Raw genomic sequence first — 21,028 nt, 5'->3', positions numbered from 1 at the left:
CGGATAGGAGTTACATGAATACAGTATATTCAATCGGAGAACTAGAATCGTTTTTGGTCGCCATCTTGGTTTTGTTTATCGGCCACACAGTTAATCGTCACGTTCCTTTTTTCAAAAAATACAATATTCCAGAGCCTATTATCGGTGGTCTGGTTGTCGCAGCCGTTATCACGGTTCTTCATTTTCAGAATATTACCCTAGCGTTTTCTTTGCCAATGCAAAATACGTTAATGCTGATGTTCTTTAGCACTGTGGGTCTGGCTGCCAGTTATAAACTGCTCGCTCGTGGTGGTAAAAAAGTCTTTATTTTTCTTGGCATAGCCTCTATTTACATCATCTTGCAAAATGCTGTCGGCGTGAGTTTAGCAACGGCACTAGGCTTAGAGCCTCTGATGGGGCTGGTCGCTGGTTCGATTACGCTTTCTGGCGGTCATGGCACCGGTGCTGCTTGGTCACAAACTTTTTCCGACCATTACAATATGAACACGCTAGAGTTTGCTATGGCTGCGGCGACGTTCGGTTTAGTCATGGGTGGCATTATTGGTGGCCCAGTAGCACAAAGGTTAATCGATAAGCATAAGCTTGAATCTTCATACGGCATTGGTGGCAACCACCATAAAGACCATCCTGATTTGGTAACGTATGACCAACTCGAAGAAGATAACGTCACAGCTAAGAGCGTATTAGAAACGCTGTTTATTATTATGCTGTGTGTGGCGGGAGCCAAATGGGTTGGGCATTTAGTCGTAAGCTTTGAGATAAGCTGGTTGAAGATGCCGGACTTTGTTTATGCGCTATTTCTAGGGGTGATGATTACCAACCTGACTGAAATGACTCGCGGCTATAAGATGAATAACGAGTGCGTAGATATTTTAGGTACCGTTGCTTTGTCGCTGTTTCTTGCTATGGCGCTAATGAGCCTAAAGCTGTGGGAAATTTTTGATTTAGCGATCCCGCTATTGATTATTTTGATGGTACAAACGGTTGTTTTAGCGATATTTGCCTATTTTGTTACGTTCAAAATAATGGGTTCTGATTACGATGCCGCTGTAATTGCTGGAGGTCACTGTGGATTTGGCATGGGGGCGACGCCTACCGCAGTGATGAATATGGGAGCGCTTGTTTCTCGCAATGGCCCTTCACCACAAGCCTTTATGGTGGTGCCAATTGTGGGTGCTTTCTTTATTGATATCGTTAACTTGATTGTACTGCAAGGCTATATCAGCTTTATTTTATAGCACTAAAAATCAACGACAAAAAGGCACGCTCGCGTGTGCCTTTGTTATTTTTAAACGCTCATTTAGTGTGATCCGATTAGACCAAATGACGGCCTCCATCGATTTTGATTGCTTGTCCTGTGATGTATTGACTATCTAGCAGATACTTTACTGCTTTGAGCGCCTCAGCTTCTCCGCCTTCTTGTTTAATGAGCGCCTTGTTCAAAGCCTTCTGCTTGTAGTTATCATCGTCATCAGGGTTAAACATCAGCATGGCGGGTGCAATACTGTTGACTTTAATTTGGGGGGCAAACTTAGCGGCAAAAGAGAGGGTAAGATTATGCAACGCGGCTTTGCTTGCAGCGTATGCAGCATGTTTGCTACTGCCCTTGTCGACAACATAATCGGTGATATGAATAATGTCGCCAACGGGGTGTTCATTTTTTTGCAGCAAAGGCGCGAGGGCGATATTGATTGCGTATGGCGTGGTGGCGTGGATCCGCATCATCTTTTCTATCCTTACCATTGCGCTAGCCGCATCAGTGTCCGGTAGCCAGTCCGACGCATTATGGATAATAGCCCGTAGGCTTGAGTAAGAGTGCGTAATGTCCTTAAGTAGCCTCTCTGTTTGTTCAGTATCGTAAAAATCACATTGATGAAGCTGCACGCCTAGCGTTTCAAGTTGCTGTAGCGTTGCTCGTGGCGTGCGATATGTACCGATAACCTGGTAACCGTCTTCGGCTAAATGCTTTGCTAGATAGAAACCAACGCGCTTGCCGACGCCGGTGATCAAAATGGTTGCGCTCATTTGACTGCCTATTTTATCTAAGAAATTCAATTCTGGTGGCTGGGTTCGATTTAAAGCAGCCGCCGAGTGCCGTTGTTTGTGTCTGTGATTGAGTATCCATTACACCTCGCGACTTTACACAGTAGTGGGTGGCATTAATGCTAACAGCAACGTCTGCTGTTCCAAGTAGAGTCTGTAGGGCAACTAACACTTGTTTGGTTAGGCGCTCTTGTACTTGGGGTCGTTGAGCAAAGAAGCGTACTAATCGATTGATTTTAGATAAACCAATGATGGTCTCTTTTGGAATGTAGGCCACCTTGGCGAGACCATCAATGGTAATAAAGTGGTGTTCGCAAGTGCTGACAACACTAATGTTACTGATCTTGACCATTTCATCGACGCCCATTTTGTTCTCTATTTGGGCTATCTTAGGAAAATTCGCATAATCTAAACCGGCAAAAACCTCGTTGACGTACATCTTGGCAATGCGGTGTGGGGTCTCGCAAAGGCTGTCATCGCTAAGGTCTAGCCCTAGGGTCGATATCACTTCAGTCATCAAGCCTTTAATTCGATCATACTTTTGCTGGGTATTCATATCTGATGGTAAAAGTGGTGTTTCTAGGCCTTTAGCAATAAGGGCATTTTTCACCTGTTCTGCTTGTGATAAGTCCATCGTTGACTCCTTTATGGCATTAACAGCCAAAATGTTACTCTCGGTGATATTCAAGTGTTAGAGATACTGAGTCTGCAAATCGCAAAGCATGGGGCTTATCGACTGTGACACGCGCAAATTGCACCCAGGAGTGATCACAACTGATCTCAAGCACATCGGACACCAGCTTTTCTAGCAACAAAAATCGTCCTTGCTCTACATGTTGGATGATGGCCTTAGTGATTTTTTTGTAGTTGAGCGCAGCTTCTACATCATCTTCCAAAATAGCATGCTGAGCCGGGTATTGGATTTCAATGTTGATCACCACATCTTGCATTTTCTCTCGCTCTTCTTGGTTGAAGCCGATGAAGGTTCGCAGACGTAAATTAGTGATTTTTATGGTGGCAATACTGACAGTCATTAGTCGTCCTTTTCATTTAACTATAGAGCTGATTACGTAAGATTCAGTAATTTAGATCATCTGTTTACATAGGAGTCAAACCAGAAGATCTAAAATGGCGTTTCTTTCGTACAGGTTTGTAGTGATGTAATAGAGAGAGTTGCAATGAAAAGTAATCAACAGGTTTGGCTAGGATTAGGTTATGCGGGACTACTGCCTTTTATTATCGCGACGGTGATGACTTGGGCTGACTGGCCATTGCCTTGGTTTGAACCTCAGTTTGCTTTTATCAGCTACAGTGCAACTATCCTTAGTTTTCTAGCGGGTACACTGTGGGGGCGGGTCTTATCTCTGTATTCCGTTGATAATCTAGGTAACCTGCTTATCCTCAGTAATCTTTATGCTCTTTTAGCCTGGTTTTCTCTATTACTTTCTATGCCCATTGTTAGCTTGATTGCATTGGCTTTCGGTTATTTCAGCTTGTTAAGTATTGAAAAAAACTGCGACAACCTACCTGTGAATAACAGTTATCAAAGAATGCGCACTAGGCTGACCTACGTGGCATTGTTAACTCATTTATTGATGCTAATAAAGCTATTGATTGGAGGTTAAAATGAAACTTAGGATATTTTACGACTCATTGTGTCCATTGTGTGATGCCGAAATGAAGCAGATAAAAGCGTTAGATAAACACAATAATATTGAGCTGCAAGATCTCAATCAGCACAACTTTGAAATTAACTTCCCCAATATTGATGCTGCATTGGCTAATCGAATCTTACATGCTGAGCTTGCAGACGGCACTTTAATCAAAGGCTTAGATGTGACTTATCAGGCTTGGGCTGCCGTTGGAAAGGGGCGTTGGGTTGCTTTGCTCAGAACTCCTCTAATAAAGCCAGTCGCTGATTTGGGCTATCTTTTTTTTGCAAAACACAGATATCGAATTTCATATTTGTTAACAGGCAAGCAGCGCTGCGAAAGCGGTACTTGCTCCCGCTAGTTTTCTTATCGACTAGAATTAATTTTGACATTGATGCAATCAATAACGATTTAGATTCGTTATAGCTAATGAACATCTTATCAATCAAAAGGACATTCTGATATGAAATCGACAAAAACGGCCGTAGGGGCAACAGTTGCAGGTATTCTCGCTGCGAGCATCTCAATGGGGGCTCAAGCTGTACCGGATCAGCCCAAAGAGTGGGAAAAGTGTGCCGGGGTGGCCAAAGCCGGGGCAAATGATTGTGGTGCCCTAGATGGTAGCCACGGTTGTGCGGGACAAGCTAAAGAAGACAATATGTCTACCGAATGGATTTATGTCCCCGCAGGGACTTGCGACAAGATAACTGGCGGTGAAGTCAAAGCCGTTAAACCGGCTAAAAGCTAGTGCTTACCTCAAGCATAGCGGGCGCAGGCATAGGCCTGCGCATCCCTCATGTACAACCATTACTCGCAGACGAAACCATAGAGATCCCCTGGTTGGAGGTGCTAGTTGATAACTGGCTAGTAGAGGGGGGATTAAATCAACATCTTCTCAATGCCGTGAGTGATCGCTTTGAGTTGGTTTTCCACAGCGTAGGCCTATCTTTAGGTGGCCCCAGTCCACTTGATTTCGATTACCTTCAACAGATAAAAACCTTAAAGCAGCAATGTGGCGCCCATTGGTATTCTGAACATGCCAGTTTCTCTGGTAATGATGACTTCAAAGTGGCTGATCTACTGCCATTGCCTTATACCCAAGAGGCGGTGATGCATATCAGTCAGCGTATTAAGCAGACTCAAGATTTTTTGGGTGAAAGGATTTTACTCGAAAACGTGTCTACCTATATGAGCTGTCGTCATAATGAGCTGAGTGAGGGGGAGTTTATTGCGGCCATAGCGGAAGAGGCAGATTGTTACCTGTTACTCGATATTAATAACGCTTTTGTGACTAGCGTGAATCTCAATCAGTCGTTGCGCTCATTTATGGACGTTATTCCGGTCGAAAGGGTCAAGCAGATCCATCTTGCAGGTTTTCATGATAAGGGGGATTACTTGCTTGATGCCCATAATCACCCTGTCGCTCCGAGTGTGTGGGCGGCATTTACCGCATACATTCAGCAACACGGGCCTATCCCCAGCATGATTGAATGGGATAGCGAATTGCCGACGTTAGCGCGATTACTGCAAGAGCAGCAAATAGCCGCTGAAATTTTACGATTAGCGCCAACAGAGCGCGTTAACGATGAGATGGCTATGGGTAAACATGTGGTAGGTGAACGATGCGCTTAGCAGATTGGCAGTCGGCTTTTATTCATGCCCTTGAGCCACAGGGGAATGCAAATAAGCTTACTCAGCTTGTTAATGAGCGAGAGCTAAATAGGGTTGATATCTATCGTAATAACGCATTTCAGGCATTAAATAGTGCCCTACAACTGGTTTTTCCGGTTTGCAAATTGGTCGTTGGTGAAGCTTGTTTTACGCAGTTGGTAAAAGGTTATTGCCAGCAATATCCTCTCGCGGACTGCAATTTGAATCGATACGGGCAACACTTTTCATATTGGTTAGCGATAGAAACCTGTCAGCATGCAGCCTTTAAAGATTTAGAATATTTACCAGAATTAGCTCAGTTAGAGTGGTTGTTAAATCAAAGCTATTACAGCATGGACTTGCACGAATTTATGCAGTCGACAAATTGTCGTTTAGAGGCGTTAGCGGAGCTTAGTGAATCAGCGCAGCAGCAGGTTACATTGTTACTGAGGCCGGATGTGGCGCTATTGACGTGTCAGTATCAGGTGCAGCAGGTGTGGGCTAGGCATAATACCCAGCAAGGCATACAAGAATACACAGGTTCAGGCCCTCATTACCTGGTGATATATCGAGACAGATTTAAGGTGCAATTGAGTGTAGTCAGTAAAGCTGAAATGTTTTTACTGCAAGGGATAGCATCTGGGCAAACCTTGGCGCAAATTACCAATTCTGAGCTCGATCTCAGTCTCTTGTCTGGGTTGATTGAACGTCAATGGGTCTGCGGTTTTAGCTTGCCCGTAACTGACTTACTCGCAATAGGTTTGGCTACCAAACACTTGCCTACCAAGCAATGACTGGCTGACTAGAATGGACAGAGAGCTACTGCAAAGCTTATATCGATATTGTTTTTGTTTGACTGCCAACTCCTCTCAAGCTGAAGATCTACTGCAAACCGCAATCGAGCGCTGGCTAAAATGCAGTGCCAAGCCTGTTTCTTTGCGAGCCTATCTAAGAGCAATTATTCGTAACCAATTTATTGATGATTGTCGTAGGCTTAAGTTGGTGGACTTTGAACCCCTAGATGATAATGCTCCAGCCCTGCTCGACGAAACCTGTTTGGAAGAGATTGAAATCCAACATGATCTTATCGAATATCTGTTTGAACAACTTAATTCAGCAGAAAGAGAAGTGCTCTATCTGTGGGCGCTCGAAGGCTATAGCGCGGCAGAAATTGCAGAGGACTTAGGCCAACCCCGAGGCACGATTTTGTCGCGTTTACATCGTATTAAATTGAAATCTGCCGACATAGTGCTCGGTGAACCCGTTCAGACTACAGGGGGGCAATAAAGATGAATAATAAAACCGATGTCGCCGAGATGAACTTTAAAGCTCAGGTAAAGCGCCATATTAACAAGCAAATGCTCAGTGAGCTTGGGCTTAATAAAATTGAAGCGCTGCTCGATAGCGTTGACCAAACTGTCGAAGAGGAATGTGCAACACGGGATCAACAAGCGGATTTGAATACTGCACAGGGATCTGGCTGTGATGGCACGCATCGTTATAGCTGTAATAGTAACTCAGAGAGTGATAACTCGCGTGATGGCCGCAGCCGTAATCGATTTAAACTCATGCTTGGTATGGTTGCGAGTTTATTACTGCTAGTGCTGGGTGTGCAGTTGTATCCGCATATGAGCTGGCAAGATAACACCGCTCGGCCGAATTCGTTTGCTGTAACGAATAGCATGAGTTGGAAGATTGCCGATGAAGTGGCTAAAAACCATATCAAAATGAAGCCGTTGGAGGTGCAAACTAAGCAGCTTTCTACCTTAAGGCAATATTTCACCGAACTTGATTTTGCTATCGTAAATTCGAGTCGAATTGGAGCTAATGCGCAGATGTTAGGCGGTCGCTATTGTTCAGTTCAAGGCCTTACCGCGGCTCAAATACGGTTCAGCGATCAAGGACAAGCTATCACTCTATATGAAGTGCAGTACGATAGGGCGCTATACGGTGAATTGCCCAATATAGAAGCGGGTGACCTGCCTATTGAGCTAGTAGCGAGGGGGGTGGCAGTCTCTATTTGGGTAGAAAAAGGACTATTGATGGCGAGTGCTCGCTTGGCTCACTAAATCTGTCATAAGAGATGACGAATAAAGTGAGCCCTAAGTTATTGGGTTTATAGATTTAGCCAGTACTAGTCGATGGTTTTATGGTCTCGATGATAAAGAGCCCATTGTTCGACTTTTTCGCCACTTGGCAAAGTGCAGAACCCTGTCGCTAAATCCACTTTCCCCTCGAGTGATAAACAGTATTCTGCCGCAGGATTAGGGGCGTCTAAGATCCCTGCTTCACTTTTAGATTGTTTTTGGTGCTTGCTGAACAATGACCATTGTTCAATTTTTTCACCGTTAGGTAGAGAACAGACCCCTGACATTGGGTCAACCTCCCCATTTAGTGATAAACAGTATTCTGTTGCAGGGTTGGGGATGTATGTCGTTTCAACAGCTTGTTCATGATTTTGACGATACAGTTGCCACTGTTCAATTTGTTTACCGCTGGGTAAGGTGCACATGCCGGTGGCTATGTTGAGCTTACCTTGTTGCGATATACAAAACTCTGATGCAGGGTTGGGTGCACTGCTAGAGTCTGCCGCTTGTTCGTTGTCGCGACGAAATAAGGTCCACTGCTCGACTTCTTCACCGTTAGCTAACGTGCAGATGCTAGTTGCTAAATCTACTTTGCCACCTTGTGCTATACAGTTTTCGCTAGCCGGGTTGGCTAGCTGCGGTTTAGTTAGGCTTTGCTTGGTTGAATCACGATAAAGGGTCCATTCTTCCACGCGCTTGCCATCGGGTAGATTACAGTAGCCAACTTGTCCGTTGTCGTTATTTTCTATGACGATATAGCCACCGAGTGAAATACAAAACATAGATGCTGGATTGGCGAGTGTAGTTGCATCTTTTTGGCTAAGTTCTGGCTCCGGTTCTTTTGGATTACAAGCACTTAATAGCATAGCTGTTGTAATCATTAAACTCATTATTAGGGGCTTTTTCATATCTAATCATTCTCCACAGAGTTGATTTAGCTGGGGTTGATACTAATCGATATAAAGAAGAGGGTTAACTCAGAGCTATTTCTTGATGCTTAATTCAAGCCGAATGAGTAAAGGTGTATTGATCCCTTATGAACTCATTGAGCGCAGAAGTTGGCAGCAAAAATACTCCTTTATCACTTCTGATATAGCGTTAGTGAGCTTACATGTAGAATTACTATACTCTTCATTTGCTAAGCGTAAAGGAAGATTTCACTGATAAGAGTAGTAAAGGTTTACTGAAAAGACTGTGAATATAAGCAGATAAAAGAATAATGAAGCAGCTTTTTAAGCTGCTTCTAGTGACCTGTAGAAAGAACTAGCCGCAGACTTTACAGTTGCTTTGTTTTGGTAGTTTCATTTCTCGAAACTCCATCGTCATCGCATCGATCATCAAAATGCGGCCTGCTAAGGTCTGGCCCATATTGGCAATGACCTTGATCGCTTCGACCGCCTGCAAGCAACCGATCATACCGACCACTGGCGCCAAAATCCCTGATTCAACGCAACTAAGCTGCTGCTCACCAAAAAGTTGGCTAAAGCAGTGGTAGCAAGGGGTATTGGCTTGATAGTCAAATACAGTAACCATGCCTTCCATGCGAATTGCGGCTGCAGATATGAGTGGTTTTTTATGCTTAAAGCAGCTTTGGTTAAGCTGCTCACGCACGGCGACATTGTCGGTACAATCCATCACTATTGAGTGCTGCTCAACTAATGCATCAATCTCATGATCATCTAGCACAGCATTGATAGTGTCTATCTGAATATGTGGATTAAGCGCCGTTAAACTTTGCTTGGCTGAGTCCACTTTAGCTTGGCCGACATTGGCGTCTTGATGCAATACCTGTCTTTGTAGATTCGATATCTCGACGGTATCAAAGTCCACTAAGGTCATTGAGCCTATACCTGCCACTGCTAGATATTGGCTCGCTGCGCAGCCTAAGCCGCCGGCACCAATAATCAATATGTTAGCCTGCTTGAGCTTTTCTTGACCTTCAAAGTCCATCGACTTAATCGATATTTGGCGGCTATAACGCAATATTTCAGCGTCAGACAGTATTTCGTCTGTTGCTGCATGTTCTGTGGACATCTATCTGATCTCTTAAGCTAGTTTTGTTGTGCTTGGGTTAGCAAAGCACGCTATTAAACGGTTCTACCGTGACGTGAGAACCGTCACTTAGGCCATCACAATCTTGCGCTAAAATAATAAAGCAGTTTGCCAGTGTCATTGATGTCAGCATACCTGAGCCTTGGCCACCCGTGACAGCGACTTCAGCATCGCCTTGTGCGTTATAGCTTAAAATTGCGCGCTGATACTCCACTCGGCCGGGGGCTTTACGGATCTCACCCTTTAGTGTGGCAGTTAAAGTGACGGGCTTAGTCTGAGGTAATCCTTGCATCTTATTGAGCAATGGCCAAACGAGTTTGTAAAAGGTCACCATTGAAGAGACGGGGTTGCCAGGTAAACCACAGAAAACGGCATCACCCAAATGACCAAATGCAAAGGGTTTACCGGGCTTGATAGCGAGCTTCCAGAAGGTGATTTGGCCTTCTTCGTCTAATATTTGCTTGGTGTAGTCGGCATCACCCACTGACACGCCGCCAGAAGTCAGCACCATATCTGCAGATTCAGAAGCCGTTTTAAAGGCTTGGCGAATCGCTTCTTTGTCATCTTCGATAACACCCAGATCGATCCACTCGATATTACCGCGGCTCAGTAAGCCTTGAATACTATAACGGTTAGAGTCATAGATTTGGCCAGGGCCCAATTCGCTACCTACAGGGCGAAGTTCATCACCGGTTGAGAAAAAGGCGACTTTAACAATGCGCTTAACACGCAGCTGGCTTGCCCCTATGGTGGCTAATACACCCATCTCTGCTGCGCCAATTAAGGTGCCTGCAGTCAGTACTTTAGTACCGCTTGTGAGCTCTTCTCCACGGTAACGTACGTTGGCTCCCTTTTCTTTAGGGGCTGCGATGGTAATTTGTTCGCCGTCAGCTTTGACCTTTTCTTGCATCTGCACCGTATCGTAACCACTTGGCACTGGTGCGCCCGTCATGATACGAATACAACCGCCTTGAATGCACTCGCCTGTAAAGGGGTGACCCGCGAAAGATTGGCCAATTAATTTAAGTGGCTTATCGGCACTTAGATCGGCAAAGTTAAAGGCATAACCATCCATTGCTGAATTATCGAAAGGGGGTAGATCGATATGCGAGGCAAGATCTTCAGCCAGTACTCGGCCTAATGATTGTGGCAATGTCACGACTTCAGAGTCTGTGATGGGTTTTACTTGTTCTAGTAATTTAACGATAGCCTGATCGGGATGCATTAGGCTAGGTTGCGAGCATGGATCTGCATGAGTCTGCATCTATCTATCCTTGAGACGTGAATCGGAACGTTAAGTAAAAACGAATATAGTGCATTATGCCACGGTGAATGTAGATGGCTATGATCTGCGCGGCAGTTTTTAAACACAATCAAAATAGAAGCATAATTAATCGTGATAATTATGATTCTATTGCTTTGAGTTGAAATACAGGCCTTAAGCCTGATTTAACTCGGTTTTTTGTTAAATACAATGGTTAACAAGGTAGCCGAGAAGCCTGTAAATGAAAACTATTATTATTTAATTAACAGTCACTTAAGTAAATTTTATTGCAATTAGTTGCTAGCTTGATAACAATGACGTTTATAAATCGAAAGCCCTAAGGAATTGCAATGTTAGCCCAGAAGATGATTGACCAGTTAAATGACCAGATCAATATGGAGTTCTTCTCCTCTAACCTTTACCTGCAAATGAGTGCATGGTGTGAAGACAAAGGCTTTGAAGGGGCGGCTAAGTTTATGCGTGCTCATGCAGACGAAGAGATGGGTCATATGCATCGCTTGTTCACTTACGTCAGTGAAACTGGCGGTATGCCATTATTAGGCACTATCGAAGCACCACAGGCTGATTTTCCATCTCTACTGGCTTTGTTTGAATACACCTATGAACATGAGCAATTGATCACTAAGCAGATCAACCAATTGGCTCATGCAGCTTTTACTAACCAAGACTATTCTACTTTTAACTTCTTGCAGTGGTATGTGTCAGAGCAGCACGAAGAAGAGAAACTATTCAAGTCTATCGTCGATAAAATTCGTCTAGTGGGTGAAGATGGCAAGGCGCTATTCTTTGTCGATAAAGATTTGGCACAGATGGCTGTTGAAGAGTCTGCAAGTGTAATGACGAGCGCTGCAGTATAAATCGCCAGTTTAAAAGAATATAAAAGAGCAGCTTAGCTGCTCTTTTTTGTATGCGTAAGAATATTTAAGACTTCAGTGTTGAATCGCTTACATAAAGTAGCAAGCATTCCAGCATCCATCCTTCTTGACCGAGTTAGCCAGCTAAAAAGCGCCCTGAGTGGATCACTTGCTGATACTGATTGGAGCCTGTTCGGTATTGAGATTCAGATACTGGAAAGGCCTAGCCTGCTGCAAAAAAACAACCAAGTCGGCTTTCGTCAGCGGTTTCGACATCAAGTATCCTTGAGCGTAGTCACAGCCTAAATCGCGTAAAAAATTCCACTGCTCGACAGTTTCAATTCCTTCTGCCACGAGTGGCATTTCCAAACTTTGTGCCATCATCACTATCGCGGTAATCAACTTTGCATCAGATTGATTGCTCAACACGTTATCAATGAAGCTTTTATCTATTTTAATGACAGAAATAGGGCATTGTGTCAGATAACTAAGAGCGGAATAGCCTGTGCCAAAATCATCGAGGTAGATATCGACACCAAGCTGCCTTATTGATTCTAAGATCTGCAAGCAACGGGGTTTATCCTCAATTAGCATGCTCTCAGTGATCTCAATATGGACGTTCTTAGCTGAGATCGCATGTTCTGCTAGCCCCTGCTTGAGCAGGTCATACAAACTCAACTCTTTTGAGTTGATGCATTGACGAGCAGACACGTTAATTGCCATGTTGATTGGTAAACCTTGGGCGTGCAGCTGGGCAAGATCCGAGAGCGCCTGATGTATGATCCATTCTCCCAGAGGTTCGATCAATCCTGTCTCTTCGGCAATCGGAATAAACGTGCTGGGAGATATGATGCCGTAATCTGGATCTCGCCAGCGGATCAAGGCTTCTACGCTGGTTGTTTTGCCGCTATACATGTCAATAACGGGTTGGTACTCCATGTAGAACTCGTTAAGTTTTACCGCTTTACGTAACCTTTGCTCTAAATGCATACGTGCTAACATTTCGACATTCATCTCAGGAGAAAAATATTGAAAATGCGCACGGCCATCGCGCTTGGCTTGATACATAGCCGTTTCTGAATTACGTAGTAGCATCTCTATATCTTGGCCATCTTCTGGGAAAAAGGCGATGCCAAAACTGGATGAGATATTGGTTTCTTTGCCATCTAATATAAAGGGCTTAGATAACACATCACTGAGTTTTTGTGCTTGTATTTCAGTACTGTTGGATATGTTTGATTGCGGCGAGATAATGACAAATTCATCGCCACCGATACGGGCAATGGAGTCGTTAGGCCCTAATACTGACTCAAGGCGTGTTGCTGATTGCTTAAGGATCTTATTGCCTGCGGCGTGCCCATGGAGCTCATTGATAAACTTAAAGCGGTCAAGATCGATAAAGAAGAGGGCGACCTGATTGTTTTCCTGCTGAGCACTATCAATCGCTTGTTGTAGGCGTAACGAGAATAGATGCCGATTCGGCAACTTAGTCAAAGAATCGTAATTTGTTTTATACCAAAGGTCCTGCTCATACTGTTTGTTGTTACTGATATCTAAAAATAGGCCAATGTGTTGAATGGTTTCATTCTGGCTATTCTTTACCGCTGTGATCTTAAGGTATTCAGGATAGATTTGACCATCTTTACGTTTGTTCCAGATCTCACCTTCCCAGCTATTTTTATCCGCTAAGGAGTGCCACAAGCCTGAGTAAAAATGGTTATTGTGGTGCGCTGAGCTTAATACGCTTGGGTTTTTGCCTTTTACATCGTCAAGGGTATAACCGGTGATCTTAGTAAATGCAGGGTTAACCAGTTCAATGCGGTTTTTGGCATCGGTTACCATGATGGCTTCTGCTGAATGCCTGAATACGGCAGAGGCTTGGTGCAGTGCACGTTTTGATTTCATTCGCTCGGAGACCATCTGGTTTACCGCGACTGAAATTTGGGCTAGCTCATCACTTCCCTTTACGGTTAAATCAAGCTCTAGGCTAGGGTCTTTTGCGAGCTGCTCGACATCATTTACTATGCCGCTGACTGAGTCGATAAGGTTATTGGCGATACTTCTACTCAGTAAATAAACGAGATAGAAGAAGAGTAGACCTGCAAAAAAGCTAATATAGAGCAAAGAGAGGATCTGCTGTTTCTCTATTTCGTTTTGGCGCGCAATTTTTTCGGTGAGCTGGGTATTAATTTGGTGCAGGCTATCAATGCCAGCAGTGGTAGCAGTCCACCAGTCTTCACTGCTAATCAGTGGAGCTTGGTGTTGTAGCAAGTACAAGCTGTCGTGTAAGGCAATATCTTGAGTAAGCAGCTCAAGTGTTGTAGTGGTTGGGTGTTGAGTTGACTCGGTCTGGCTAACATATTCTTGATATCGCTGTGCCGTTAGCTCCAATGATTGGATCAGCTCTTGTTGCTTTGGTGTCAGGTTATTATTATTTATGATCTGCTCAAACGTGGCTTTTAGGGCAAGGTGATTTTGTTTGAAGCTGGAAAGATAAGCAGGATCTAACGTTGTGAGGTAGCCATTAAAGTTATAGTTAAGGCCATCATACCCGACAAGATCACTAATAAAGCCTGCTTGTTCTACCAAGTCTATCTGTTGTTGTAGCTGCTTGCGATAATTGGAGATGAGCTGCTGTTCTTGACTGTTGATTAGCTCATTAAACTTAATGCGATTATCTGGCGTCATGGTCGAGAAAGCATTGGTAATGGCGTTATCGAGTTGATTTCTTACCTGGGCTATTGCTTTAAATGCTGCAGGGTCGATATATGGCGCAGAAAGGAGTTTATTGATTAGGCCGCGCTCTTGGCCTGAGAGCTCTTGGATCTTGAGCATACTAATCAAATCAGACTGCACCAGTACTTGATAAGAGTTGTCACTCTTAAAGCGTAACTGAGAGATGATGTTGATGAGCTTTTGAGTGAGTTTTGAATAGAAATCGAAGGATTCGGGAGTTTTCAATTCACTAATGTTTTGTCGAGCCGTGCTTAATTGTTGCAGCTCTATACTGGCTTTACTGATCTGCCCTTTAAGTGCATCAAACAGCACACTATCGTTTTTGACGGTATTGATGGTTTCTGTAAGAGCCGAGTTGAAAATGAATGTTTGAAACGCCCTGTCAGTAATGAGCCATTGTTGCTGTAATTCATACTCAAACAAGTGCCCATTGCTACTAAGATACCCGGCTGAGAGTCCCCGTTCTTTTTGTAGCTCATAGATGACATTCTCTATGCCTAAGGTCACTTTGGTGGTGAGAACATTGGCTGAAGCGTGCTGATACTGCTTGATGAGTGTTGTTGCACTCACAATCGCGAGCAATACCAAGATAAACATTGGTAAAGAGGCTGATAGAAATAGCTTCTGTTTTAAGCTCAATCGACTTAATACGGGTAGCATTCGGCGCAGATCCTCCGCAGGACAACATGTCGGCTCTGGTGGCCGTGACGGAAAGTGAGAATAAAAAAGAGCGTTAGATAATAACCATAGAAATAAAAGGGTGTCTCAGTTAATTCAACAAAGTCTAATCTAGGTCACGAATTTAGTTGGTTAGCTGAAATATGTCACTAATCAATGAGTTTGATTATGTATTTAATATACATAATGTTGCTGGATGACGATTAACTCTTACAAAGACAGCCACTTATTAGGTGACTGTCTGGATTAATGTGCGGTATTAATGCGCTAGGGTATTATTGAGTATTACGGTAGGCCACAATATCTTCGATAGTCAGTACCGGCATATCGTGTTGCTGACCAAACTCAATGATTTCAGGCAGACGAGCCATAGTGCCATCGACAAGGGTGACTTCACAAAGCACGCCATAAGGCTTAAGGCCTGCAAGCTTCATCAGATCAACCGTGCCTTCGGTATGACCGCGGCGCTCTAATACTCCACCTGGGCGAGCACGTAGAGGGTAAACATGACCTGGGCGTGCTAAGTCATCAGGCTTAGCGTTATCGGCAATCGCAGCTTTGATAGTGGTAACACGGTCAGCGGCTGACACACCTGTGGTTACACCTTCTTTAGCCTCGATACTCACGGTAAACGCGGTGCCATATTGGCTATTGTTGTCACTCACCATTGGAGGGAGTTGTAACTGCTCGATACGTTCATCGGTCAGGCAGAGGCAAACGATACCGCTACATTCGCGAATAAGCAGTGCCATCTGTTCATTGGTAAGAGTTTCCGCCGAGTAAATAAGATCGCCTTCGTTTTCACGATCTTCATCATCAACAACTAACACACCTTTGCCTTGGCGTAGTGCGTTAAGTGCTGCATTTACACGTTCGATTGCATTGCCATAAGGGGCAAGTAAAGACTGATTCATGGATAACATCCTTAAAATACGACATTGGGTTGGCCAGAATCAGGGCGTACAGAAAATGGCACATAGCCTAAGCCAAAATATCGACATTAGTTGATGTGCATAATAAGAGCTGCGCGAAGTGCGCCACAAAGCCTGTAAGGCTTAACGGATCACGCGCTTATTCTTATATTCTCTTTCATCCGGACTCAGTGTACTGAATATCGTTAATCAGTACTCATTACCGTCGGCTCTGGAGTAGGTGCAACCTCATCGATGACTGGCGTCATAGGTAAAGTCTGTTTACCAGATCTGCTGACCCTAGTTAATCTTTACGCTATTTTTATTGATATTAAATAGCCTAAACTAGGCGCTCGCGGGCTTTTATATGGTGATTACTATCACGATATAACTTACCGCCGGTGGGGAGTTTCACCCCGCCCTGAGAATTATTCTTGGCTAATGATTAATGAATTGATTAACAAATTAGCCAAGTGGCGTTATGTTGCCCCTATTTATGTAAAATGACAAGCTGGGCCGCAAAAATGGCGAAATAGCGCAAAAAACTAGCGGACTTCCAGTAAAAGACACAAATAATACCGATTGAGAATGCACAAGGATGCGTTAGATGAAATTGATTTCAGCTCTCACACTTAGCGCTATATTGCTATTTGGATGTAATAATATGACCTCAAAAAAACCTGTAGAAGCTCCTAAAGCTGACAAAGTACCCCACACAATGACGCTACATGGTGTCACTCGTGTCGATGATTATTACTGGATGCGAGACGATGAGCGTAAAGATGCCAAGGTTATCGCGCATCTCAATGCTGAAAACAGCTATACCAAAGAGCAGTTCAAACCCTTTGACGGACTTAAGCTGCGTTTGTTTGATGAGCTGGTGGGGCGACTCGATAAGGATGAGTCGAGTGTGCCGTACTTCTGGCATAACCATTGGTATTACCGCTATTACAAGCAAGGGTTTGAATACCCGGTTATTGCGCGTAAAACAGCGTTAGACAGCCAGCAAGAGCAAATCTTATTAGATGTGAATCTTCGCGCCGAGAGCAAAGACTTTTATGGCTTGGGCGGTGTATCGGTGAGCCCAGATGAAACCAAGCTGGTATTTGCTGAAGACCTATTAAGCCGTCGTATCTACAGCTTGTACTTTAAAGATCTCATCACTGGCGAATTGATGGCCGACAAGCTTGAGGGCACCGATGGCGCAGTGGTGTGGGCAAACGACAATCAGCATCTGTTCTATATTGCCAAAGACCCACAAACGCTACTTGGCTATCAGGTGTTCCGTCATAAACTCGGTACTGAGCAATCTGCCGATGTCTTAGTGTATGAAGAGCAAGATGATACCTTCTACATCAGCTTAGGTAAGTCTCTCGATGAGTCAGTGATTGTGTTACATGCCGAAAGTACCGTTACCAGTGAAGTGAGCATGTTAGATGCCAGTCAGCCACTCACACAATTTGCGCCAGTATTGCCGCGAGAAGAGGGTCATGAGTATTCGGTATCTAAGTTAGGCGACAGCTATTACATTCTGACGAACTGGCAGGCAAGCAACTTCCGCTTGATGAAGGTGGCTATTAGCCAGGCTGCCGACAAGAGCGCTTGGCAAGATGTAATCGCTCATGATCTCAACTCCCGTATTGAAGATGTGCTTCTGCTTGAAGATTACATGGTGGTGCAAACACGCGAGCGAGGCATTAGCCATATTCGCGTGTATCCGTTTAATGGCCAAGCCGAATTTGAATTAGCCTTTAACGATCCCGCTTATGTTGTCGGCTTCGATGTTAATGCCAGCCAGCAGAGCGACAAGCTGCGAATATACTATTCAAGCCCGACCACGCCTGAATCTGTGTATGAGTATGCGTTAACTCAGCCAAATGAGCGCGAACTGCTAAAGCAGGAACAAGTATTAGGGGAGTTTAATGCTGATGACTATCAGGCAGAGCGTTTATTTATCGAGGCTCGTGACGGTAAAGAGGTGCCAGTAACCTTAGTGTATCGCAAAGATAAGTTTAATAAAGATGGTACTAACCCACTGTATCAGTATGGCTACGGATCCTACGGTTATACGGTAGAGCCAGATTTTAGCTCATCAGCGCTAAGCTTGCTCGATCGTGGTGTGGTTTATGCTATCGCCCATGTACGAGGTTCAGAAATGCTTGGCAGAGCTTGGTATGACGACGGCAGAATGCTCAATAAGCAAAACAGCTTTAATGATTTTGTCGATGTGACTAAGGCACTGACCGAGCAAGGTTACGGCGCAAAAGCTAAAGTGGTTGCTGCTGGTGGCAGTGCGGGTGGCCTACTTATGGGTGGCGTTATCAATCAGGCACCGGAACGTTACTTTGCCGTGGCTGCTCATGTGCCGTTTGTCGATGTGGTTACCACCATGCTTGATGAGTCGATTCCGCTCACCACCAATGAATATGATGAGTGGGGTAACCCGAATGAGAAAGTCTATTTTGACTATATGCTCAGCTATGCCCCTTACGACAATATTAGCGCCCAAGCCTACCCACATCTGCTAGTGACGACGGGATTACACGATTCACAAGTACAGTACTTTGAGCCAGCAAAGTGGGTAGCCAAGCTGCGTGAGGTGAAGACAGACGCTAATATGTTGTTGTTTGATACCGATATGGAAGCAGGGCACGGTGGCAAGAGTGGCCGCTATCGCCAATATGAGGATACGGCTAAAGAGTATGCCTTCTTTATCGGTTTGCTAGGGCTGGATGATAAGGCTGAGCAAGACGACCAGCACAAACAAACCGTTACCACTAGTGTTAGCCGTTAATGGCAGCAACAGAGCAGATCACAGAGCCTGAAAATGGCTCTGAGCCTAAAAATAGTCAACCGCAGCTGTGGTATTTGTATATGGTGCGTTGCGCCAAGGGCCAGCTCTATACGGGCGTGACCACAGATGTGGCACGCCGCTTTAGCGAGCATCAGAGCGGCAGTGCTAAATCGGCTAAGTTTCTTCGAGGAAAAGGGCCGCTGACTCTAGCTTACTTTGAAACTGTGGGCAGTCACTCCGATGCGCTTAAGCGTGAGATAGCGTTAAAGAAGTGGCCGAGAGCCAAGAAGCTCGCTTTGATAGCCACGCAAGAGTGAGCATTTATGGCGTAACCATTCACTGAGGTTACGCCATTCAGATGATTTACTTAGCAGGGTTAAGTTGAGTTAAGTGAAGCGAGTTTAATCGGTATAAAGGCTCGTAAAAAATCGTTCTTCACGTGGCATATAGCGGTCTTCATAATCCAGTGAAAATGCGACGCGAGTCGCCTTACCTTTAAGTTCATTTCTAGGTACAAATCCATAAACCCGAGAGTCGGCGCTATTACGGCGGTTATCACCCATAACTAAGTAGTGCTTGTCAGGTACGGTCAGGGTATTGAAGTGGCTTAGGCTATCGCTGGCATCCTTTTCAATCCGGATGCTATGGGATAAGCCGTTGAGGTCTTCTTTGGCAATTAACTCTTGATGGTTTTCAGATACCACTGAATAAGCTAATGCTTCGTCATTAATCAACAGCACTTCGTTGCGCAAACTAACCGCGTCACCGGGTAGGCCGATAACACGTTTGATTAAGCGTTTATTGGCAGCGGTTGATTCAAACACAACGATGTCACCACGCTCTGGCTCGCCTATTGTGGCTAATGAGATTTGAGTAAAGGGCAAGCGTAAATCATAGGCCATTTTATCCACCACAATACGGTCGCCTTCTTTGATGGTGGGCTGCATCGATCCTGTGGGCACTGAGTACCAGTCTGCGACAGCACTTCTAAAAACAGACATTAACACAATGAAAATCACTAACTGACGGTTATTTTTCCAAAGCTGTTTTAGTTTGTTCATCAATCAATTCCTTTGATTATGTCATTAGGTGGGCAGGGCACTGGGATCTGCTAAACAGTAAGGCTAAATCTGTCTAGCAGATCGCAGTGCCTGCGCCGGGAAGGTATTGCCTCTATTGAAGTGCTTAATACGTAGAGGTATCTTTATATGGATAGGTATTAGTGCATGCTGACCGCGCCGTTGATGTTATCAACGCTAAGATCGCCAGAGCCTGATTCGATAATGCTTAAACCTAGGGTATTGTCGACATCGATATCACCCGAACCGTCATCAATCACTACGCGGCCGTTAACGTTGTGCACGCTTAAGTCACCTGAACCATCATCGATATGGGTATCGCCGCCAATATCAGATAACGTTATAGAACCCGAGCCGTCTTCTAAGGTGAGCTTGCCAGTAGTGTTACTGATTTCAACAGAGCCGGAACCATCTTGAATATCAAGGTCTTTACCGCCCTTTATCCACATATCGCCAGAGCCATCATCTACTTTGATATTTGCAGAGACATTCTTGATTTCGATATCACCCGAGCCATCATCAATGTCTAACATCATGCTGCTAGGAACTTGAATCGTAAGGTCGATATAGGGGGAGCGCTGAAAGTTAATGCTGCTGTCGAAGTTTGCAATCAGAGTGACCTTAGTGCCATTTTGTTCGAGACTGAGGTTACTTTCGATATCGCCATAGCTGTAGATATCTGCGCTAACCATAATTTGTGTTAGGCCTTCGACCCCTTGGATGTTGAGATCGCCAGCGCCAGTTTCAGCGATCAAGGTATCAATCTGCGTGGCATCAATTTGAAGTTGTTTCTTTTGGTGGTTTAGTGGCCCCGCGCTAGCGCCGTTAACATTGATGATGCAACCAGAAAGAGAAATAGCAATAACGGTGGCAAGCAGAGTCGAGGTTGATTTCATGGGATTAACTTCCTTTTATTATTCAGATCTTAAGATCTAAGTTCAGCTTTTACTAAGCTGCTTGGTAATGTTGTCTAGCAGTGAATAAGCAGAAAACGTGCCAGTACAGTATCTAATTGTTTTGGTTATGTTATCTTTATGTTGTTTGGTTTTTGGTGGTGAATTTACTTATACACTTAGAGTAAAAAGCTAATTATTAGTGAATTTACTCAAACGCTTGGTTAACAATAGTGAAGAACCTAGAACCTAGAACCTAGAACCTAGAACCTAGAACCTAGAACCTAGAACCTAGAACCTAGAACCTAGAACCT

Annotated in this window: 21 protein-coding genes and 1 riboswitch; of the genes, 11 read left to right on the top strand and 10 right to left on the bottom strand. The window is 44.4% G+C overall.

The genetic code is table 11. The features are described 5' to 3' along the window. Positions 1-14: 14 nt before the first annotated feature. Positions 15-1,238, top strand: a complete 1,224-nt coding sequence (gene gltS, locus ACVBIU_RS15065; protein ID WP_447161051.1) for a sodium/glutamate symporter — start codon at positions 15-17, stop codon at positions 1,236-1,238. Positions 1,239-1,314: 76 nt separating this feature from the next. Here the strand turns inward: gltS and folM are convergent, their stop codons facing one another. The 3 genes from folM to folX are packed head-to-tail and all read right to left on the bottom strand — an operon-like array spanning position 1,315 to position 3,077. Beyond that, positions 1,315-2,025, bottom strand: a complete 711-nt coding sequence (gene folM, locus ACVBIU_RS15060; protein WP_447164172.1) for a dihydromonapterin reductase — start codon at positions 2,023-2,025, stop codon at positions 1,315-1,317. A 13-nt stretch (positions 2,026-2,038) separates the two neighbouring features. Further along, positions 2,039-2,677 carry a GTP cyclohydrolase I FolE gene (folE, locus tag ACVBIU_RS15055; RefSeq protein ID WP_447164171.1) on the bottom strand — a complete coding sequence of 213 codons (639 nt, stop codon included), beginning with the start codon at positions 2,675-2,677 and terminating at the stop codon, positions 2,039-2,041. 34 nt (positions 2,678-2,711) lie between these two features. After that, entirely contained in the window at positions 2,712-3,077 is a 366-nt protein-coding gene (gene folX / locus ACVBIU_RS15050) for a dihydroneopterin triphosphate 2'-epimerase (RefSeq protein WP_447161054.1), read from the bottom strand. Between the two features lie 144 nt (positions 3,078-3,221). Here folX and ACVBIU_RS15045 point away from each other — a divergent pair, with 144 nt between their 5' ends. The 7 genes from ACVBIU_RS15045 to ACVBIU_RS15015 all read left to right on the top strand — a co-directional run bounded on the left by ACVBIU_RS15045 (position 3,222) and on the right by ACVBIU_RS15015 (position 7,414). Beyond that, the gene (locus ACVBIU_RS15045; RefSeq protein ID WP_447164170.1) at positions 3,222-3,668 is read left to right on the top strand and encodes a DUF3429 domain-containing protein; all 447 of its coding nucleotides are present in this window, start codon (positions 3,222-3,224) and stop codon (positions 3,666-3,668) included. Between the two features lies 1 nt (position 3,669). Continuing rightward, positions 3,670-4,056 (top strand): thiol-disulfide oxidoreductase DCC family protein, encoded by a 387-nt coding sequence (locus ACVBIU_RS15040; RefSeq protein WP_447164169.1) that lies wholly within the window; start codon positions 3,670-3,672, stop codon positions 4,054-4,056. A 102-nt stretch (positions 4,057-4,158) separates the two neighbouring features. After that, positions 4,159-4,443, top strand: coding sequence for a BufA1 family periplasmic bufferin-type metallophore (locus ACVBIU_RS15035; RefSeq protein ID WP_447164168.1), 285 nt, complete (start codon positions 4,159-4,161; stop codon positions 4,441-4,443). Continuing rightward, the gene (locus tag ACVBIU_RS15030; RefSeq protein WP_447164167.1) at positions 4,443-5,327 is read left to right on the top strand and encodes a DUF692 domain-containing protein; all 885 of its coding nucleotides are present in this window, start codon (positions 4,443-4,445) and stop codon (positions 5,325-5,327) included. The genes ACVBIU_RS15035 and ACVBIU_RS15030 overlap by 1 nt, the downstream gene beginning before the upstream one ends. After that, complete coding sequence (locus tag ACVBIU_RS15025) at positions 5,318-6,139, top strand: HvfC/BufC family peptide modification chaperone (RefSeq protein ID WP_447164166.1); 822 nt, start codon at positions 5,318-5,320, stop codon at positions 6,137-6,139. Before ACVBIU_RS15030 ends, ACVBIU_RS15025 begins: the two co-directional genes overlap by 10 nt. A 13-nt stretch (positions 6,140-6,152) precedes the next feature. Then, positions 6,153-6,632: an RNA polymerase sigma factor gene (locus ACVBIU_RS15020; RefSeq protein WP_447164165.1), complete on the top strand. Its 480-nt coding sequence runs from the start codon at positions 6,153-6,155 to the stop codon at positions 6,630-6,632. Positions 6,633-6,634: 2 nt separating this feature from the next. After that, entirely contained in the window at positions 6,635-7,414 is a 780-nt protein-coding gene (locus tag ACVBIU_RS15015) for a hypothetical protein (protein ID WP_447164164.1), read from the top strand. 65 nt (positions 7,415-7,479) lie between these two features. Here ACVBIU_RS15015 and ACVBIU_RS15010 read toward each other — a convergent pair whose 3' ends face one another. The 3 genes from ACVBIU_RS15010 to moeA all read right to left on the bottom strand — a co-directional run bounded on the left by ACVBIU_RS15010 (position 7,480) and on the right by moeA (position 10,748). After that, complete coding sequence (locus ACVBIU_RS15010) at positions 7,480-8,313, bottom strand: DUF333 domain-containing protein (RefSeq protein ID WP_447164163.1); 834 nt, start codon at positions 8,311-8,313, stop codon at positions 7,480-7,482. A 382-nt stretch (positions 8,314-8,695) separates the two neighbouring features. Beyond that, positions 8,696-9,466: a molybdopterin-synthase adenylyltransferase MoeB gene (gene moeB / locus ACVBIU_RS15005; protein WP_447161063.1), complete on the bottom strand. Its 771-nt coding sequence runs from the start codon at positions 9,464-9,466 to the stop codon at positions 8,696-8,698. Positions 9,467-9,503: 37 nt separating this feature from the next. Further along, positions 9,504-10,748 (bottom strand): molybdopterin molybdotransferase MoeA, encoded by a 1,245-nt coding sequence (moeA, locus tag ACVBIU_RS15000; protein WP_447161064.1) that lies wholly within the window; start codon positions 10,746-10,748, stop codon positions 9,504-9,506. 350 nt (positions 10,749-11,098) lie between these two features. On the opposite strand from moeA, the gene ftnA reads away from it, so the two are divergent. Beyond that, positions 11,099-11,626, top strand: a complete 528-nt coding sequence (gene ftnA / locus ACVBIU_RS14995; protein ID WP_447161065.1) for a non-heme ferritin — start codon at positions 11,099-11,101, stop codon at positions 11,624-11,626. Positions 11,627-11,788: 162 nt separating this feature from the next. Here ftnA and ACVBIU_RS14990 read toward each other — a convergent pair whose 3' ends face one another. Together ACVBIU_RS14990 and ribB are read right to left on the bottom strand one after the other, a co-directional pair. Continuing rightward, positions 11,789-15,019 carry an EAL domain-containing protein gene (locus ACVBIU_RS14990; RefSeq protein ID WP_447164162.1) on the bottom strand — a complete coding sequence of 1,077 codons (3,231 nt, stop codon included), beginning with the start codon at positions 15,017-15,019 and terminating at the stop codon, positions 11,789-11,791. A 293-nt stretch (positions 15,020-15,312) separates the two neighbouring features. After that, positions 15,313-15,951 carry a 3,4-dihydroxy-2-butanone-4-phosphate synthase gene (gene ribB / locus ACVBIU_RS14985; RefSeq protein ID WP_447164161.1) on the bottom strand — a complete coding sequence of 213 codons (639 nt, stop codon included), beginning with the start codon at positions 15,949-15,951 and terminating at the stop codon, positions 15,313-15,315. Between the two features lie 163 nt (positions 15,952-16,114). Beyond that, a riboswitch (FMN riboswitch) is annotated at positions 16,115-16,381 on the bottom strand. A gap of 174 nt (positions 16,382-16,555) precedes the next feature. On the opposite strand from ribB, the gene ACVBIU_RS14980 reads away from it, so the two are divergent. Both ACVBIU_RS14980 and ACVBIU_RS14975 read left to right on the top strand, forming a co-directional pair. Next, positions 16,556-18,742 carry a S9 family peptidase gene (locus ACVBIU_RS14980; protein ID WP_447164160.1) on the top strand — a complete coding sequence of 729 codons (2,187 nt, stop codon included), beginning with the start codon at positions 16,556-16,558 and terminating at the stop codon, positions 18,740-18,742. Next, positions 18,742-19,059, top strand: a complete 318-nt coding sequence (locus tag ACVBIU_RS14975) for a GIY-YIG nuclease family protein (RefSeq protein WP_447164159.1) — start codon at positions 18,742-18,744, stop codon at positions 19,057-19,059. Before ACVBIU_RS14980 ends, ACVBIU_RS14975 begins: the two co-directional genes overlap by 1 nt. 84 nt (positions 19,060-19,143) lie before the next feature. Here the strand turns inward: ACVBIU_RS14975 and lepB are convergent, their stop codons facing one another. Both lepB and ACVBIU_RS14965 read right to left on the bottom strand, forming a co-directional pair. Continuing rightward, on the bottom strand, positions 19,144-19,803 hold the full coding sequence (gene lepB, locus ACVBIU_RS14970) for a signal peptidase I (RefSeq protein ID WP_447164158.1): 660 nt from the start codon (positions 19,801-19,803) through the stop codon (positions 19,144-19,146). 158 nt (positions 19,804-19,961) lie between these two features. Then, positions 19,962-20,717: a hypothetical protein gene (locus ACVBIU_RS14965; RefSeq protein WP_447164157.1), complete on the bottom strand. Its 756-nt coding sequence runs from the start codon at positions 20,715-20,717 to the stop codon at positions 19,962-19,964. Positions 20,718-21,028 lie beyond the last annotated feature (311 nt).

Source organism: Shewanella sp. 30m-14 (assembly GCF_052977125.1).
The sequence above is the reverse complement of the archived record's forward strand: the minus strand, read 5'-3'. Positions and strand labels throughout refer to the sequence as shown.